At 60.4% G+C, this 16,850-nt stretch carries 17 protein-coding genes; 10 read left to right on the top strand and 7 right to left on the bottom strand.

The features are described from left to right. Positions 1-71: 71 nt before the first annotated feature. The 3 genes from DW349_RS08975 to DW349_RS08965 all read left to right on the top strand — a co-directional run bounded on the left by DW349_RS08975 (position 72) and on the right by DW349_RS08965 (position 4,133). A complete protein-coding gene (locus DW349_RS08975; RefSeq protein ID WP_108127077.1) occupies positions 72-2,579 on the top strand; it encodes a heavy metal translocating P-type ATPase in 2,508 nt (835 codons plus the stop codon). Positions 2,580-2,666: 87 nt separating this feature from the next. Then, positions 2,667-3,503, top strand: a complete 837-nt coding sequence (locus DW349_RS08970; RefSeq protein WP_198650565.1) for a cytochrome c oxidase assembly protein — start codon at positions 2,667-2,669, stop codon at positions 3,501-3,503. Between the two features lie 39 nt (positions 3,504-3,542). Next, positions 3,543-4,133 carry an SCO family protein gene (locus DW349_RS08965; RefSeq protein ID WP_198650566.1) on the top strand — a complete coding sequence of 197 codons (591 nt, stop codon included), beginning with the start codon at positions 3,543-3,545 and terminating at the stop codon, positions 4,131-4,133. A 27-nt stretch (positions 4,134-4,160) separates the two neighbouring features. Here the strand turns inward: DW349_RS08965 and DW349_RS08960 are convergent, their stop codons facing one another. Genes DW349_RS08960 through grxD form a run of 3 tightly spaced genes read right to left on the bottom strand, consistent with a single transcriptional unit; the run spans position 4,161 to position 5,965 of the window. Next, complete coding sequence (locus DW349_RS08960; protein WP_108127079.1) at positions 4,161-4,751, bottom strand: YqgE/AlgH family protein; 591 nt, start codon at positions 4,749-4,751, stop codon at positions 4,161-4,163. A gap of 57 nt (positions 4,752-4,808) precedes the next feature. Next, the gene (locus DW349_RS08955; RefSeq protein ID WP_108127081.1) at positions 4,809-5,585 is read right to left on the bottom strand and encodes a HesA/MoeB/ThiF family protein; all 777 of its coding nucleotides are present in this window, start codon (positions 5,583-5,585) and stop codon (positions 4,809-4,811) included. A gap of 44 nt (positions 5,586-5,629) precedes the next feature. Then, on the bottom strand, positions 5,630-5,965 hold the full coding sequence (gene grxD / locus DW349_RS08950; RefSeq protein ID WP_108127083.1) for a Grx4 family monothiol glutaredoxin: 336 nt from the start codon (positions 5,963-5,965) through the stop codon (positions 5,630-5,632). 202 nt (positions 5,966-6,167) lie between these two features. On the opposite strand from grxD, the gene argF reads away from it, so the two are divergent. Both argF and DW349_RS08940 read left to right on the top strand, forming a co-directional pair. After that, positions 6,168-7,076: an ornithine carbamoyltransferase gene (gene argF / locus DW349_RS08945; RefSeq protein WP_108127085.1), complete on the top strand. Its 909-nt coding sequence runs from the start codon at positions 6,168-6,170 to the stop codon at positions 7,074-7,076. Next, the gene (locus tag DW349_RS08940; protein WP_157954442.1) at positions 7,069-7,842 is read left to right on the top strand and encodes a substrate-binding periplasmic protein; all 774 of its coding nucleotides are present in this window, start codon (positions 7,069-7,071) and stop codon (positions 7,840-7,842) included. Before argF ends, DW349_RS08940 begins: the two co-directional genes overlap by 8 nt. Here DW349_RS08940 and DW349_RS08935 read toward each other — a convergent pair. The 3 genes from DW349_RS08935 to dsbD are packed head-to-tail and all read right to left on the bottom strand — an operon-like array spanning position 7,795 to position 11,714. Continuing rightward, a complete protein-coding gene (locus tag DW349_RS08935) occupies positions 7,795-9,198 on the bottom strand; it encodes an ATP-binding protein (protein WP_108127089.1) in 1,404 nt (467 codons plus the stop codon). The two genes, DW349_RS08940 and DW349_RS08935, sit on opposite strands and share 48 nt — an antisense overlap. Then, positions 9,195-9,863 carry a response regulator gene (locus DW349_RS08930; RefSeq protein WP_108127091.1) on the bottom strand — a complete coding sequence of 223 codons (669 nt, stop codon included), beginning with the start codon at positions 9,861-9,863 and terminating at the stop codon, positions 9,195-9,197. The genes DW349_RS08935 and DW349_RS08930 overlap by 4 nt, the downstream gene beginning before the upstream one ends. Positions 9,864-9,872: 9 nt before the next feature. Beyond that, positions 9,873-11,714: a protein-disulfide reductase DsbD gene (gene dsbD / locus DW349_RS08925; RefSeq protein WP_157954443.1), complete on the bottom strand. Its 1,842-nt coding sequence runs from the start codon at positions 11,712-11,714 to the stop codon at positions 9,873-9,875. A gap of 131 nt (positions 11,715-11,845) precedes the next feature. Here dsbD and DW349_RS08920 point away from each other — a divergent pair, with 131 nt between their 5' ends. Genes DW349_RS08920 through DW349_RS08905 form a run of 4 tightly spaced genes read left to right on the top strand, consistent with a single transcriptional unit; the run spans position 11,846 to position 14,886 of the window. Then, positions 11,846-12,382, top strand: a complete 537-nt coding sequence (locus DW349_RS08920) for a TlpA family protein disulfide reductase (protein WP_108127095.1) — start codon at positions 11,846-11,848, stop codon at positions 12,380-12,382. A gap of 5 nt (positions 12,383-12,387) precedes the next feature. Continuing rightward, positions 12,388-12,606 carry a DUF4266 domain-containing protein gene (locus tag DW349_RS08915; RefSeq protein ID WP_108127097.1) on the top strand — a complete coding sequence of 73 codons (219 nt, stop codon included), beginning with the start codon at positions 12,388-12,390 and terminating at the stop codon, positions 12,604-12,606. A gap of 16 nt (positions 12,607-12,622) precedes the next feature. After that, positions 12,623-13,939: a DUF3570 domain-containing protein gene (locus DW349_RS08910; RefSeq protein ID WP_108127099.1), complete on the top strand. Its 1,317-nt coding sequence runs from the start codon at positions 12,623-12,625 to the stop codon at positions 13,937-13,939. Next, positions 13,939-14,886, top strand: coding sequence for an FAD:protein FMN transferase (locus tag DW349_RS08905; RefSeq protein ID WP_108127101.1), 948 nt, complete (start codon positions 13,939-13,941; stop codon positions 14,884-14,886). Before DW349_RS08910 ends, DW349_RS08905 begins: the two co-directional genes overlap by 1 nt. On the opposite strand, the gene DW349_RS08900 is transcribed toward DW349_RS08905, so the two are convergent. Continuing rightward, a complete protein-coding gene (locus tag DW349_RS08900) occupies positions 14,865-15,758 on the bottom strand; it encodes a DMT family transporter (protein WP_108127103.1) in 894 nt (297 codons plus the stop codon). The genes DW349_RS08905 and DW349_RS08900 overlap by 22 nt on opposite strands. 116 nt (positions 15,759-15,874) lie before the next feature. Here DW349_RS08900 and DW349_RS08895 point away from each other — a divergent pair, with 116 nt between their 5' ends. Further along, positions 15,875-16,840 (top strand): LysR family transcriptional regulator, encoded by a 966-nt coding sequence (locus DW349_RS08895; protein WP_108127105.1) that lies wholly within the window; start codon positions 15,875-15,877, stop codon positions 16,838-16,840. Positions 16,841-16,850 lie beyond the last annotated feature (10 nt).

Raw genomic sequence — 16,850 nt, 5'->3', positions numbered from 1 at the left:
CTTCCAGTTGCGTCAAGGTTTAGCCTCTGTCTGTATCGAATATTGGTTCGTAACTGACAGAGGAGGCGACCATGAATCACGACCATCACCATCACGACCATCACCACCACAAGCACGAACATTCCGCCGTTATGACCCGCGACCCGGTGTGCGGCATGACGGTCGATCCCAACGCGGAAAAACCCGAAGCCGATTATCACGGCACGACGTACCGTTTTTGCGGCCCCAACTGCCGCGACCGCTTCCAGAAAGACCCGGAAAACTACCTTAACGCTGAAGACCCGGTGTGCGGCATGACGGTGGAACGCGCTCGCGCTGCGGGCGTTGAACACCACCAGGGCGAGCGATTCTTTTTCTGCTCGACCGGCTGCGCCGACAAGTTCAAGGCGAACCCCGACCATTATTTAGGCGACCGACCGGAACCCGAGGCGATGCCCAAAGGCACGCTCTACACCTGCCCGATGGACCCGGAAATCGTTCAGGAAGGCCCAGGCACCTGCCCGAAATGCGGCATGGCGCTGGAACCCATGACGCCGAGCGCAGAAGACACCGGCCCCAACCCGGAACTGGTCGATTTCAGCCGCCGCTTCTGGGTCAGCGTGGCGCTGGCCGTACCGCTGCTGATTCTGACCATGGGTTCCATGCTGGGTTTGCCATTGCGCGACTGGCTGGGCGAGCGCACCAGCGTTTGGATTGAACTCGTTCTGGCGACGCCCGTGGTGCTGTGGGCGGCGCAGCCGTTTTTTGTGCGCGGCTGGAATTCCATTGTGAACCGCAGCCCGAATATGTGGACGCTGATCATGCTCGGCGTCGGCGCAGCCTATGGCTACAGCGTGGTGGCGACACTGATTCCTAATGCCTTCCCGGCGGGTTTCCGGCAAATGGGCGGGCAGGTTCCGGTCTATTTCGAGGCGTCGGCGGTGATTGTGGCGCTGATTTTCCTCGGCCAGGTGCTGGAGCTGCGCGCGCGTGAACGCACTGGCTCGGCGATTAAGGCGTTGATGAATCTGGCACCGAAAACCGCCATTCGGGTCGGCGATAACGGCCAGGATGAAGAAGTGCCACTGGAAGCCGTACACGCTGGCGACCGGCTGCGGGTGCGCCCCGGCGAGCGGATTCCGGTCGATGGCGTGGTTATTCAGGGCCAGTCGTCGGTTGATGAATCGATGATCACCGGCGAGCCGGTGCCGGTCGAGAAAACCGAAGGCGATGCGCTGACCGGCGGTACCTTTAACAAGCAAGGCAGCCTGGTGATGACCGCCGAACGGGTGGGCGGCGATACGGTGTTGTCGCAGATCGTCGATATGGTCGCGAAGGCACAGCGTTCGCGCGCGCCGATTCAGGGGCTGGCCGATCGGGTTTCCGCCTGGTTTGTGCCAACGGTGGTATTCGCCGCCGCGCTGGCCTTTGTGGTCTGGGCGTTGGTTGGCCCGTCGCCGAGTTTCGTCTATGCCATTGTGGCGGCGGTGTCGGTGCTGATCATCGCTTGCCCCTGTGCGCTGGGTCTCGCGACGCCGATGTCGATCATGACCGCCACCGGCCGTGGCGCTCAGGCCGGCGTGCTGATTAAAGACGCCGAAGCGCTGGAGCGCTTTGCTGCCGTCGATACCCTGATTGTCGATAAAACCGGCACCCTGACCGAAGGCCGCCCCAAACTGACAGACCTCGACCTGCAAGCCGGCCACGACCGCAGCGATGTGTTGCGCTGGATCGCCAGCCTGGAACGCGGTTCCGAGCATCCGCTGGCCGAAGCCATTGTTGCCGGTGCCAAAGACGAAGGCATCGAGCCGGTCGATGTGGCGCAGTTTGAATCCATCACCGGCCAGGGCGTGGTGGGTGATGTTGAAGGCCACACGCTGTGGCTGGGCAATGCGGCCTTGTTTGAGCAGCGTCAGATCGACCTGGGCGCAGTTCAGGAGCGCGCCGAGACGTTACGCGAAGCCGGCAAGACGGTGATGTTCATCGGCGTCGATCAGCAATTGGCCGGCTTGGTGGCGGTGCGTGACCCGATCAAGACACACACCAAAGCCGCCATTCGCACGCTGGCCGGGCAAGGCATCCATCTGGTGATGGCGACTGGCGACAACGCCACCACCGCCCAGGCGGTTGCGCGTGAACTGGGCATCGACGACGTTCGCGCGGGCTTAACACCCGAAGGCAAACAGCAGTTAGTGGAATCACTGCGCGAGCAGGGCCGCAAGGTCGCCATGGCCGGCGACGGCATTAACGATGCGCCAGCTTTGGCCGCTGCCGATGTTGGCGTTGCCATGGGTACCGGTGCCGATGTAGCGGTGGAAAGCGCGGGTTTGACGCTGGTGAAAGGTGAACTGAACGGCCTGGTACGCGCCCGGACGCTGGCGCAGGCGACCTTGCGCAACATCAAGCAGAACCTGTTCTTCGCCTTTATCTACAACAGCCTGGGCGTGCCGGTGGCGGCGGGTGTGTTGTATCCGTGGTTGGGGGCGTTGTTGTCGCCCATGCTGGCGGCGGCGGCGATGAGCCTGTCGTCGGTGTCGGTGATCAGCAATGCACTGCGCTTGCGTGCACTGAAACTGGGCGAGTCAGCCAAGGCGGACTGAGGCTTCGACGAAAGGCGTTTTAAATTTTGCCAGCGGGCCTGCTAGAGTGGCGTTTCGCCGTCGAAGCAGCCCGTTGGAACCCTTGCTGTGATCACAGATGTCCTGACCTGGTTATTGCCCTACGAATTTTCCTGGCTGGCCGTGCTCTTTTTTGGCGCGGCCGCTGTGTTTTATGTCCGTGGTTGTCGCGCCCTGGCGCAAGCGGGCGAGGGCGAAGCACTGGGCCGCCAGCTCCTGTTCTGGATCGGTCTCGGCCTGGCCTACACCGTGCTGCACACCCGTTTCGACTATTACGCCCAATTCATGTTTTTCATCCATCGCGGCCAGCATTTGGTGTTGCACCATCTGGCACCGATTCTGGTTTGTCTGGCGAACCCCTGGCGCGTGTTGGCTGCCGGTGTTCCAGCCGGACGCACGCGCAACGCCCTGGGCCGTTTGCTGACCTCGGCACCAATTCGCTGGGGTTACGCCATCATTCAGTATCCGCTCGTGGCGGGGGTGTTGTTTTTCGGGCTGATCTTCTTCTGGCTGACGCCGGACATTCATTTCCGCGCCATGCTCGACCAGGAATATTACCTGGCGATGAACTGGAGCATGTGGCTCGAAGGCCTGCTGTTCTGGTGGCTGATTCTCGACCCGCGCAACCCGGTGCTGTCGAAAACGCTGGGCTTCGGCAAACGCATTCTGTTGATCTGGTTTGTCACCGTTCCGCAGCTTTGGCTGGGGGCCTACATTGCCACTCATCAAGGTTCGATGTTCGATGTGTACGAGGTCTGCGGCCGTGCCTGGCCGATTGACCCGATGAACGATCAATTGCTCGGCGGCATTCTGACCTGGATTCCCCCGGGCATGATGGCCGTCATCACCATGCTGATCGTGTTACGCCGTTTGCTGCATTCGTCCAGGCAGCCGGTCAGTGCCTGATTGTTGGTAAAACAGATCTAAGCCAGGAGAACAAAGTCGATGCAACGTTTGTGGATGCCTCTTGTGGTCGCGCTCTTCACGCTGTCGCTGACCGGTTGCGGTGGCGAAAAGATTCAATGGGAAGGCACCGATTTGGGCGGTGTGATGCCCGATCTGGAATTTGAATTGACCGACGAGAACGGCAACGTTGTGACCGAAGCCGACTACATCGGCCAGCCAACGCTGCTGTTTTTCGGTTTCACCAACTGCCCGGATATTTGCCCTGGTACGCTGGCGAGCCTGTCGCGTGCGATTGACCGATTACAGGCCGACCAGCAGGACGACTATCAAGTGCTGTTCGTCAGCGTCGATCCGCAGCGCGACACCCCGCAACGACTGGCCGATTACACCTCGGCCTTCGGCCCGCAATTCATCGGCCTGACCGGCACACAAAAACAACTGGAAACGCTGAACAAGCGGATGCGGGCAACCTACGGCTATGGCGAACCGGACGCCAACGGTTTCTATAATGTCTCGCACAGCTCCGCCGTGTATGGCTTCGACGCTGAAGGTAAGACGCGGGTGTTGATCAAGAGTGAATTACCGACCGATCGTATCAGTGCGGATCTGGTGCGTTTGGCGGGGTTGTGAGACTGAGGTTTTAGAGCAGGGCAGCGGTCAGGCACGACCGCCGCTGTCGCTGAGGAACATCTTGTCGATGCCCAGCCGCTTCAGGGCGGCGTCATAACGGGTTTCGATGCCTTCATCGAAAATCAGAGCCAGATCGCCCGGCACCGTCAGCCAGGCGTTGACCCTCAATTCGCCTTCTAATTGCCCCGGCGACCAGCCGGAACAGCCCAGACAGACCAGATAATCGCTTGGGCCGCCACCGCGGGCGATGGCTTCTAGAATGTCAGGGCTGGTGGTGATGCTCAGATAACCGTTGTTGACCGTGCTGCTCCAGGGGCCTTCCTTGGAGTGATGGATGATAAAACCGTGCTCAGGCATGACCGGGCCGCCGGAATAGACGTGCTGGTTACGCAGCGTTTCGTCCTGGCAATCGATGTTCAGCGATTCGAACACATCGCCCAGCGTCATTGAGGTCAGACGGTTGATGACCAGGCCCATGCAGCCATCGCCGTCGTGTTGGAACAGGTAGGAGACGGTGCCGCTGAACCAGGGGTCGGCCATGTCGGGCATGGCGACGATGAAGTGATTGCTGAGGCTGGTGCCATCGGATTGTTGAGTGGTCGATTGTTGAGTGGTCATTGTCGGCTCCCAGCAGCGATATGAATCGCTTAAGTACGCCAGCGAGCGTGGCTTAGGTCAAGCAGTACGGGGGCGGGACGCGCAAACCGGGCAGTCGGGCCGGCGCGCAAAACGGAAACGGTTCCAGCTGAGATCGGTCGCATCAACCGTCAGCAACTGGCCGACCAAAGGTTCACCAAAACCCGCCAGCAGTTTCAGCGCTTCGGTGGCCTGTACGGTGCCGACCATGCCAACCAAAGGCCCGAGCACACCAGCGGTGGAACAGCTTAATTCGGTGTCTTCGCCATCCGGATAGAGGCAGGCAAAGCATGGGCTGTCGTCGCGGCGGAAATCGAAACTGGTGGCCTGGCCGTTCAAACCGATGGCCGCGCCACAGACCAGTGGAATGCCCAGACGCAGACAGACCGCGTTGGCGTCGTAGCGGCTGGCAAAGGAATCGGTACCGATTACCACCAGATCACAGCCCTCGGCCCAGTGTTCCAGCCCGGTGGCGTCCAGTGGCTGGTCGATTTCAACCAGGCGGCAATGCGGGTTCAGCCGCTGCAACGTGGCCGCTGCGCTTTCGGTTTTGGCGGTGCCGACGCTGGCAGTGCTATGCACGATCTGGCGTTGCAGGTTGGTCTCGTCCACACGGTCGCCATCGGCAATGCGCAGTTCGCCAACACCGGCGGCGGCCAGATACAGCAGAATCGGGCTGCCCAGACCGCCAGCGCCTACCACCAGCACGGTGGCGTTGCGGATGCGTTGCTGGCCCAAAACATCGATTTGTGGCAACAGAATATGCCGGCTGTAGCGCAGCAGTTCGTCGTCGGTAAGGTCGGGGAAGGTGGTCATCAGGGGAGGGGAATTGGCCCGACGCGGGTTCGGGCCTTGGCCGATCAGCTGGCTTCGCTTTCCGGCACAGCTTCGTCGATCAGCTGTTGCAGTTCACCGTTGCCTGCCATTTCAGTCACGATGTCGCAACCGCCGATCAGTTCGCCGTTAACCCACAGTTGCGGGAAGGTCGGCCAATTGGCGTATTCCTTCAGTTTCTCGCGGATGTCCGGGTTAGACAGAATATCGACGTAGGCAAAGCGTTTGCCGCAATTCATGACGGCCTGAACGGTCTGCGCGGAGAAGCCGCACATGGGCTGGTTCGGGTTGCCCTTCATGTACAGCAGCACGGGGTTGTTGGCGATCTGGTCTTTGATGGTGTTGAGGGTGTCGTCGCTCATCTCGCTGCGTCCAATGTGAGGTGAATGGAATGGCCGTTATTGTACGCCATTAATGTGATCGTGCAGATGGGGTTTGCCGTTTTCATTTCAATGGTGGCCGGTCCGGATGGCGCATTGCTGCACTTTTGATGCTTCAGTATGATTGGCCGTTTTCCGCTCCCGGGCCACAACGGCCACGACAATCATCGAGAGGCAAAACAGCATGGCGGTCAGGCACTTTCTTACACTGAACGACCTGAATACGGACGAATTGCGGCATCTGGTGGAACGTGCCATTGAGCTCAAGGGCATGTTCAAACGCGGTACCCGCTACGAGCCGTTGAAAAACCGCGTGCTGGGCATGGTGTTCGAAAAATCGTCGACGCGGACGCGGGTGTCCTTTGAAGCCGGCATGATTCAACTCGGCGGTGGTGCCATCTTCCTGTCGCCGCGCGATACCCAGCTGGGCCGTGGCGAGCCGATCGAAGACAGCGCACGCGTGCTGTCGCAGATGGTCGATGCGGTGATGATCCGCACCTTCGAGCACGAAAAAGTCACCACCTTTGCCGAATACTCTTCGGTGCCGGTCATCAACGCTCTGACCGACGATTACCACCCCTGCCAGTTGCTGGCCGATATGCAGGCTTACCACGAAGTACGCGGCCCGATTCAGGGCAAGACGGTGACCTGGATCGGCGATGGCAACAACATGTGCAACTCCTACATCAACGCCGCCCGTCAGTACGATTTCCAGTTGAACATTGCCTGCCCGGAAGGCTACGAGCCGATGCAGTCGTTGCTCGACGCCGCCGGCGACCGCGTGAAGATTCTGCGCGACCCGGCCGAAGCGGTCGAAGGCGCGCATCTGGTAACCACCGACGTCTGGGCCAGCATGGGCCAGGAAGAGGAAGCTCAGAAACGCATTGAGGCCTTTAAAGGCTTCCAGGTATCGCCGGCGTTGATGGACAAAGCCGACAAGGCGGCGCTGTTCCTGCACTGTCTGCCGGCGCATCGCGGCGAAGAAGTCAGCGTCGATATGCTCGACGATCCGCGTTCTGTGGTGTGGGAGCAGGCCGGTAACCGGCTGCACGCCCAGAAAGCGCTATTGGAATTCTTACTCTGCAGTGAGTAACGCAGCCTTCGTCAAAGGCTGTCTCAGCATCGCACTGCTGGCAGCCTTCAGCCTCACTGGCCGGGCCGAGGTCACTCTGGTCACTGGTAACGACTACCCGCCGTTTGCCGATCAAGCCCTGCCTGAAGGCGGCCTCAGCACACGACTGGTGCGAGCCGCATTCGCGGCGGTGGACGAGCCGACCGAGGTGCGCTTCCAGCCCTGGTTACGCGGCTACCGCGCCACGCTCAACGGCGACTTTGACGCCACCTTTCCGTATGTCCACACCGACGAACGCGCAGAACAGATGCTGTTCTCGGTGCCGTTTATAACTGTCGATACCGTCATCATCAGCCGGGCGTCGCATCCGCTGAATTATCAAACAATGGAATCGTTGCGTGGTGCGGTGCTGTGCCGCGCTCAAGGCTGGGGGTTGCCGGCGGCGATTCAGCAGGCGCTGGATGACGGCATCATCGATGTGATGGACGCGCCCCAGTACACCTCGTGTTTTCGCATGTTGCTGGCCGGTCGGGTGGATTTTCTGCTCAGCAACAACTTGCAGTGGGCGGTGCAGGCGCAAGTGAACGAGCTTGAACCGAGCCTGTTCTACGTTGCACCAAAGCCGATTCAGCGCAGCAATCATTATGTGATTGCACCAAAGACGGCACGCGGCCAGGCGGTGATTGAGCAATTTAACCGAGGGTTGGCGTTGCTGCGGCAAACCGGCGAATACGAGCCCTTAGTGCACGATTATCCGCTGTTGCGGCCAGAGGATGCGGACGACTAATCCGCCACCCGGCGTATCGTCCAGCCGCAGCGTTGCCTGATGACGCTCAACGATGCGCGCCACAATCGACAGACCCAAACCCGCGCCACCCTCTGATCCGGTCCGATAGAACCGCTGCAACAACAGCGGTTTTTTTTCATCGGCGACACCAGGGCCATGGTCGGTAACGCTCAATTCCAGCCCGTCGTCGCGTGGCTGCCAGTCAATCTCAATCTGTTTGCCCGCCGCGCCATGCCGCAAAGCATTACTGATCAGATTTTGCAGCAGAATCTCGACGCTGCCGGCTTCAGCCAGCAGTTGCCAGGCGTGATCGTCTTCGTTCAACAGCAATAAATCGACGCCATCGCGCCAGGCCAACGGCGCCAGATTGGCCAATTCCTGTCGAGTGACGGCCAGGACATCGGTTGGCTGCGTGGGCGGCGTGTCGTCCGGGTCCAGACGCGCCAGCGTCAGCAACTGCGCCACGATGCGGGTAGTCCGATCGAGACCGGACTGCAACGATTGCAACGCCGCCTGACGATCGGCCTCGTCCGGGCTGCCAATCGCGTTCTGAGTGTGCAGGCTGAGCACCGACAGCGGCGTACGCAGCTCGTGCGCGGCATCGGCAATAAACTGCTGCTCGCGCTCCAGGCGTTGTTTCAGTTGGGCGAGCAGATCATTGATGGCGTGGTGAATGACATCCAATTCGGTTGGTAATGGCCCGGACGGCAACGGTTGCAGCGAATGCGGCTCGCGTTGACGAATCTGCCGGGCCAGTTGCGCCAGCGGGTGCAGCCCACGCCCGATAGCCCACCACAACAGGGCAGCCAGAATCGGCAAGCCGAATAACTCCGGCAGCAGACTGCGCAACGCAATCCCCGCCACCAGCTCGCCACGAACGTCCCAGCGTTCAGCGATGATGATGCGTTCCTGGCTACTGGCATCGCTCTCGCTGCCGGGCAACACAAAGACGCGCCAGCGAGCATTGGCGACCCGCTCGTTGGTAAAGCCGCCTTCATAATCGGTCAATTGCTCTGAGGGCGCGTTGACCGAGCGCAGAATCAATTGATCATTCAGCCAGACCTGAAACACCACCTTGCTTTCGTAGGGATGGCCCAGACGCGGGTCGGCCTGGGCGCTGAGTTCTTCCAGCGTGCTGAGCAATCTCAGTTTCTCGATGGTGCTCAGTGTGGTGCGGTTCAGCCCCGCAATCAGATTGCCAAGCAATCGCGCCTGCTGCGCCAGATGGGCGTCGTAGAGTTCTTCCACTTCGTGGGCGGCGTCGTTAAAGCTGAACCAGGTGATCACTGAACTGGCGCTCAGCAGCAGTACCAGTGCCATACCCAGCGTCCGGCTGCGGATGGACTGGAACCTCATGGCTGGGCGTCCTTGTCCAGGGCGTATCCAACGCCGCGTAAGGTGCGGATCAATCCGGGAAAGAGCTTTTTGCGCAGATGATGGACGTGCACTTCCAAGGTGTTGCTTTCCACTTCGTCGTCCCAGCCGTACAGCAACTGCTGCAAATGATCGCGCGTGAACACATGCCCCGGCTGGTTCGCCAGTTCATGCAAGAGCGCAAATTCGCGCCGGGTTAGGGCGATGGCCTGGTCGTGAAGGTGCACGCTTTGCGTGGCCGGGTCGATGCGCAGATTGCCGTATTGCAGGGCGCTGTCGGCACGGCCGGCACTGCGACGCAGCAGCGCCCGTATGCGGGCTTTGAGTTCGGTGATGTCGAACGGCTTGACCAGATAGTCGTCGGCGCCGCTGTCGAGGCCAGCGATGCGGTCGGTCACGGCATCGCGCGCGGTCAGGATCAACACCGGGGTTGGTTTGCCTTCGGCGCGCAGTGTTTTCAGTACCGTTAAGCCGTCCAGGCCCGGCAAGCCCAAATCCAGCAATACCAGATCGAACCGTTCGTGGCGCAGTGCGTGCAACGCCTGGCGGCCGTCGGCCAGACAATCCAGGGTGTAACCTTCGGATTTCAGGGCCGTACGGACGCCGTCGCGCAGATCGTCGTCGTCTTCAATCAGCAATAAGCGCATGGGTAAAGATCACAAAGTCCGGTCGTCGTCAGACAATAGACTAGCCAGTTGCCCGCGCCATTGCTCGAAGTCGATTTCGCCCAGCGTGCGCAGCCCGGCTGCTTCATTGCCCTGAGCGTTGTAATAGAGCAGGGCGGGCGGGCCAAACAGCTTGTGGGATTCGAGGAAATTAACGTGGGCGTCGCTGTTGCGGGTGACGTCCAGTTGCAGGAAGCGGATCTGGCCGCTGTAGTTGCCGGTTTCATGCTCGAACACGGCCCTTTCCATGTCCTGGCAGGCGGTGCACCAGTCGGCATACAGATCGAGCACTACGGCTTCGCCGCTTTGTTGGGCGATGGCCATTTGCCGGTTCAGTTCAGCCACATCGGCAATGCGCTCAAACAACGCCGGTGCAACGCCTTGTTCGGCAGCCACGCCAGAGCGGCCTGCGCCGAGCCCGGCCAGCGGCTGCAACGGATCAGTCTGACCCGCCAGAGCGCCAATCAACAATGCACCGGAATAAATGCCCATGGCAGCGGCGATGCCGCGTCGGGTTTTCTGCCAGCCGGTCTGCGCTTCGCCACCCAGGCCCAGTTGTGCGGCGTACACCAGAATCAGCAAGCCCCACAGCGCCAGACTGACCGCGCCGGGCAGGAAGCGGGACACCAGGGTGATGGCAATACCGAGCAGCACCACACCGAAGAACTGCTTAACGGCAATCATCCACATACCAGCTTTAGGCAGCAGACGTCCGCCGCCAGCGCCGACCAGCAATAACGGCGCGCCCATACCGAGGCTGAGCATAAACAGCGCCGAGCCGCCGAGCAGCGCATCGCCCGTGGTGCTGATGTAGATCAGCGTACCGGCCAGGGGCGCAGACACACACGGCGAGACCACCAGTGCCGACACCAGACCCATCAACGCCACACTGCCGTAACGGGCGATGCCGCTGCGGGCGCTACCGGTGTCCATCTGGCCCAGGCGATTACGAATGAACGACGGCATCTGCAATTCATAGAAGCCGAACATAGCCAACGACAACACCACGAAGATGCCAGCAAAAATCGACAGCGCGATGGGGTTTTGCAGCGCTGTTTGCAGGTTCAGCCGGGCGCCAAAGAAACCCACCAGCACACCCGCCAGCGTGTAGGTGGTCGCCATGCCCAACACATAAGCCAGCGACAGACTGGCGCCTTTACGCGCACTGATCTGTTCACCCTGACCAGCAATGATGCCCGCCAGAATCGGCACCATCGGCAACACGCAGGGAGTAAAGGTCAGGCCCAGGCCCAATACGAAAAAGGTACCCAGAATCCACACCAGACTGGCGTCAGCCATCCAACTGGCAAGGCCGGTGGCGTTGTTGGCGCTGTCCAGGCCAGAGGTCGCCGGTGCTGCGATGGAAGGTGCGTTGGTTGTGTTCACCAACCCCGGATTTGCCAAACCCGGATTTTCCAAACTCATCCGCTTGGTTTGCGGCGGGTAGCACAGGCCAGCTTCGGCGCAGCCCTGATAGGTCAGCGTCATTTCATAAGTATCAGCCGAGGTGGCGGGCAACGCCGTGTGCAGGGCCATTTCGTGGTGGAAAACGTCCATCGGGCCGAAGTTGGGGTCTTGCTTCAATTCGGACTCGCTGTCGAAGATCAGTTCCGATGGCTGACCGTTCAACGAGACCTGAACCCGGGATTTGTACAGGTAGTAGCCATCGGCAATGTCCCAATGCAGGCGCAGGGCGGCTGATTCGGCATCGACAACGACATTGGGCTGGAAAGCCTGATCGGGCGGTAAAAATTCCTCAGCCTGGGACAGCGGTGCCAGCAATGACATCACAGCAGACAGCAACACAGCCCAGGCAACGGCGGCAGACTTCATGACGGAATCTCCTCGTATATCGTCACGCTCAGCCTCGTCGATCAACCTTAAGGCCATCTTAAGTGCCGCTTAAGACTGCCTTAAGTTGACGACCTCATGCTTCGGCCTGAACTCACAACCGGGTCCGTCGTATGACTACCTTCATTCGTTCTATTCGTTTGCACCTGCTACTGGGCATCAGTCTGGTACTGGTCGCTCTGACCGGCTCAGCCCAGGCTGACGAATTGTTTTCGGCCGCTGACGCCAAAGCTGCGCCGCACGCCGATCAGGCGTTGCTGGACCTCGATGGTCAGCCGGTGTCGCTCAACGATCTGCGCGGTCAGGTTGTTCTGCTCGATTTCTGGGCGTCCTGGTGCGGCCCGTGTCGCGAATCGTTTCCCTGGATGAACACCGTCCAGCAGCGTTTTGGCGATCAGGGTCTGGTAATCGTCGGCGTCAACCTGGATCAGGACCCGGCGGCCGCACGCGACTTCCTCACCAAAGTCCCGGCCGATTTCACCATCTTGCTGGATACCCAGGCGCAGTGGCCCGAGGCCTACGGCCTGTTTGGCATGCCGTCGAGCTATTTGATCGACCGTCAGGGTCGCATTCGCGCGTCGCACATCGGTTTCCACGGCAACAAGGTGGCGGACTACGAAGCCAGCATTGAACAGCTGTTAGCGGAGTAACGACGATGAAATCACTCACTGTGTTGACCTTGGCATTCACCGTTCTGCTGGCCGGTTGCAGCTCACTCGGCGTCAAGCCCTGGGAGCGTGATTTGCTGGCCCAGCAGGACATGGAATTGATCAGCGACCCCATCGAAGCGGCGCTCGACGATCACGTCTATTTCAGTAAAGAAGGCAGCAGTGGCGGTCGCGGCTTTGGCGGCGGCGGTTGTGGTTGTAACTGAGTCGTAGGAGACCAGGATGAAATCGGATACTTCATTGACGCGTCCGGGCGCAGCGCTCGGCGCCAGTCTGGCGGCCATCGGTTGCGCTGTGTTGCAGGGCCTGCCCAACCAGGCCATGGCCGGTGAGCTGGAAAACTGGGACTTCGACGCCGCCGTGCTGCAATACACCGAAAGCAATGACCGGGTTGAAGCCACCGAGGCGGTGTTGGGTGCGACGCGCAACTTCGACAGCGAAACCAGCCTGAACTTCAAGCTGACGCTGGATACGCTGACCGGCGCTTCGCCCAATGGCGCCATGCCGTCGGATCAGCCGCAGACGTTCACCCGACCGTCCGGTCGTGGCAGTTACACCGTCGAGGCTGGCGATCTGCCGCTGGACGACACCTTCCGCGATACCCGTTACACCGGCAACATCCAATGGTCAGCCCCGCTGGGTCGCGATTGGAGCTATTCCGGTGGCGTGCATTATTCGACCGAGCACGACTATGAATCGCGCGGTGGCAACGCCAGCCTGTCGCGCTATTTCAACAACAAGAACACCACCGTCACGCTGGCGACGAGTCTGTCGCTGGACGTACTGACGCCCGAAGGTGGCGTTCCGGTGGGTCTCAGCGCCATGGCCGAGCCGGGCAGTGGCAGCTTCAGCGTCGATTTCGATGCCAGCCGTGATGGCAAAGAAGCCGACAAACAGGTCACAGACGTGATATTCGGCGTCACTCAGATCATCAACCGCCGCTCGCTGATGCAGTTCAACTACAGCCTCAGCTACAACAACGGCTACCTGACTGACCCGTACAAGATCGTCAGTGTCTACGATACCGCTGGCGGAACCTTGCAGGGCTACCGTTACGAGCAGCGCCCGGACAGCCGACTCAAGCAGGCGTTGTTCTGGCAGGGCAAATACCAGTTCGACGGCGGTGACATCCTCGATGGCAGCTACCGCTTCCTGTTCGACGACTGGGGCATGACGTCTCACACCGTGGATGCGCGTTACCGCTGGCGCTTTGGTCACCAGTATCTGGAACCGCAGGTGCGCTGGTACAGCCAGTCCGCCATCGATGCCTACCAGCCGTATGTCACCAGCGCGCAGTTGGCGGACGACCCGCAGGCACTGACGGCTGACTATCGACTGGGCGATTTCGACGCCTGGACGCTGGGCGTGCGCTATGGTTACCGCTTCGACGAGAAAACCGAGCTCTACACCCGTTTGGCGGCCTATCGACAAATGCCTCGTGACTTTGGTTCTGACAACAGTTCTGACACCACTCCAGCCGATGCCGGTGATCTGCCCGAGATGACCGCCGTGATGCTGACCATCGGTGGGCGTTTCTGATGCAGCGCTCGCTGCGTCTGGACTGGCAAGGGGATGCCTGGCTGGGGCGTTTTGACGCCATGGCCAGCCCCTGTGAGGTGCTGCTTGCCTTGCCACAGACGCAGCGGGAACTGGCACGACGTTTGTTGAAGGTGGCGGCAGACGAAGTCTGGCGCATTGAACAGCGCTACAGCCGCTATCGCACCGACAATCTGTTTGCCGCCTTGCACGCTCAACCGGGGCAGTCTCAGCGCGTCGATGCCGAAACGGCCCGGCTGCTGAATTTCGCCGAGCAGGCCTGGCGGCTGTCGGACGGTCGTTTTGACCTGACATCCGGCCTGCTGCGCCAGGTGTGGAAATTCGATGGCAGCGACCGTCTGCCCACGGCAGAAGCAGTAGCCGCCCTGTTGCCACGCATAGGCTGGCAACAACTGGATTGGCGTTCAGATGACGCCGGCGCCAAAGGCGAAATTACCGGCGGCTGGCTGACAATCCCGGCTGGCATGGAGCTGGATTTCGGCGGCATCGGCAAAGAATACGCCGCCGACCGGGCGCTGGGTTTGTGCCTGCAAGCCATTCCGGCGCGTTGGCGCAGCAGTGGCATTCTGGTCAATCTGGGTGGCGATTTAGCGTGCAGTGGCCCCAGGGCCGATCAGCAACCCTGGCGGGTTGGGGTGGAAGCGCCGGAGCAGGAAGGGCAGTCGGCATTAATGCTGAAACTGGCGAAAGGTGGACTGGCAACATCCGGCGACAGCCGTCGGTTTCTATTGTGTGACGGCCGCCGATACAGCCATTTGCTCGACCCGATTACCGGCTGGCCGGTGGAAAACGCGCCGCGTTCAGTAACGGTGGCGGCACCCAGCTGCATTCAAAGCGGTCTGGTCGCCAGTCTGGCGATGCTCGCCGGCGCCGATGCACGCGCTTTTCTCGAACAGACCGGCTTGCCTTACTGGATTGTCGACGCCTGAAGCTCGTGTTGTGGGCGCAGTTTCCGGCGCGGACGGTGTTCGTGCCAACCCAACCACAGCAGCGGCAGTACAATCATCAACGCACCCAGAATGAAGTAGACGTCTGGCTGCTCGCCAAAGAACGCCCAGCCACCGAGGATCGCCCAGATCAGGCCGGTGTATTCCGCACTGGTCACCCGGTTCGCTGCCACCCAACGGTAGGCTTTCAGCACCGTCACCTGATAACACAGAATGAAAAACGCCGAACCAAAGGCCGACAGCACCAGGCTGGAATCCCAAGGGGCGGCTTCGACCAGAGTTAATACGACCAAGGTCGGCAACATCATCAAATGCACCAACACCAGCGAATGCACGGTCGATTGACCGGCCGGCAGTTTGCGCACCAGCAGCACACCGATGGCCAGCGTAAAGGCGACGCCGACCGCACTGAGGCTGGCCCAGTCAAACGCCACCGGGCGCAGAATCACGACAATGCCCAGAAAACCACTGAGCACGGCCACCAGGCTGGGCACGCTCAAACGTTCACCGACAAACACCACGCCCAACAACATCACCAGCAAAGGCGCGGCGTAGAAGACGGCATTGGCCGTTGCCAGCGGCAGGGTTTTCAGTGCGACGATCATGCAGACGATGCCGAAGATGCTGATGTGGGCGCGCAACAGATGAACCTTCCAACCTGCCAGCAAGGCTGTGCGATCGACCTGACGAATCAGCGGTAACAGCAAAGTCAGGGTGCACAGCGTGCGCACCAGGATGAATTGGAAAATCGGCGCGTTGGCGTCCTGCAGTTTGATGATGACGTCCGACAGCAACGCCAGGGCGTTGCCGATGATCAGCAACAGAATGGCGCTGGGGACGGTTTTGCCCGACATCGACGTGCTCCGAAAGTTTGCACAGGAATAAGAATGAAATGGCAGTGTAGGGAAGGTCCGCCATCGAGAGAAATGATGTATTCTTTTTTCTATTAGTTTTTTAGATAGATAACACGATGAAACTGCCACCCCTGAAAGCCTTGCCCGTATTCGAAGCCGTTGCTCGCTTAAACAGCTTTTCCCGGGCCGCCACCGAGCTGAACGTCAGCCAGAGCGCGGTCAGCCATCAGATTCAGCAGTTGGAAGCCTATTTGGGCGAGGAGTTGTTTCATCGCCAAGGCCGCCATCTCAGTCTGACCGCCGAAGGCCGGCATTATCAGGACGCAGTAAGTTCGGCCCTGTTTCAGTTGGAGCGTGCCAGCGAGCAGGTACAGGGCCGGGTGGATACCCGGGTGCGCATCGCCATGTACAGCTCCATTGCGGTGCGGTGGCTGATTCCCCGCTTGCCGACCTTGCAGCGCCAGCATCCGCAGTTGGATCTGGCGCTGGAAATGATGAACGAATCGCCGTTGTTGTCGGATCGGGTCGCCGATTGTTTTATCACGCTGCAAGGCGAACACCGCGGCTTTACCACCGATCTGCTCTACTGCGAACGCATGTTCGCCATCACCAGCCGGCCATTCTGGCAGGCCATGTGCGCCGATTGGCAGCAAGCCGGCCTGATTGACAGCAATGAGCCGGAGCAGATCGACCCGGCCTGGCTGTTGCGCTATCCGCTGTTGTCGACCTACAGCATCTACGACATCCACACCGAAGACTGGCGCCGCTGGTTTGCCCAGGCTGGCATATCGCTGCCGGACAGCACTCGCGTGCAGCATTTCAGCCACATGCTGATGGCCCTGGAAGCGGCGCGACATCACCAGGGCCTGGCGCTGACCAACGACTACATGCACACCGTCGACGACGATCCGGAGCTGGTGCGACTGCCGTGCCACAGCCTGATAACGGGCGACCGGTTCTATTTCGCCTTCAAGACGGCCCGGCGCGATGAAAACGGCATTCGACTGTTGCGCCAGTGGATTCGTCAGCAGGCGGTCGCCAGCGGCTTGCTGGACGCCTCGGCAATTCCCGCCGCTCAATAATTCTTTTTGT

This window comes from Saccharospirillum mangrovi, from assembly GCF_003367315.1.
GTDB classification, from domain to species: Bacteria; Pseudomonadota; Gammaproteobacteria; order Pseudomonadales; family Natronospirillaceae; genus Saccharospirillum; species Saccharospirillum mangrovi.
Note: the sequence above shows the minus strand (reverse complement) of the source record. Positions and strands in the feature narration are given on the sequence as shown.